The sequence below is a fragment of the Salinimicrobium oceani genome, assembly GCF_012037645.1.
The window spans coordinates 1-359 of the sequence record NZ_JAAVJR010001106.1 but is presented as its reverse complement, the minus strand read 5'-3'; the positions used below and the strand labels follow the sequence as shown (position 1 = coordinate 359).

1 protein-coding gene is annotated in these 359 nt (G+C 36.8%); it reads right to left on the bottom strand.

All coding sequences use genetic code 11. The features are described from left to right. Nucleotides 1–224 (bottom strand): GAF domain-containing protein (locus HC175_RS21000; RefSeq protein WP_369074364.1); only part of this gene is annotated, 224 nt, incomplete at its 3' end. Between the last annotated feature and the right edge of the window lie 135 nt (nucleotides 225–359).

The following is a 359-nucleotide window of genomic DNA, read 5'->3' as shown; positions in this document are numbered from 1 at the left end:
ATACCTTTTCCGAAAGGAATTATAGTATGATCTGTTGGTTCTCCCGCAAAAGGTCCCAATTTCAGTTCGTTTTTGTCGCCGTTCTTAAAGTAGAATCCAACCCAGGTGTAGTAATCAACTTCAGCTTTAAGCAATTCACAAAGTTCGGTAAGCCTGGCTTCCGTGGAAGCTTTATCGTTAGCAAGAAGCGTAGAAACTTCTTTTCTTAAATTTTCAAATGACATTGTTAACTTTTTGAGCAAAAGTATTCAAAAATTCAGCTTCAGGAATCGTTTTAAATAAATACTTTTGATGAAACCATAGGCCAGATTTGCGTCAACTCATCGAAAAATACGCTCCGGTAATCCGCTTCATTTTTA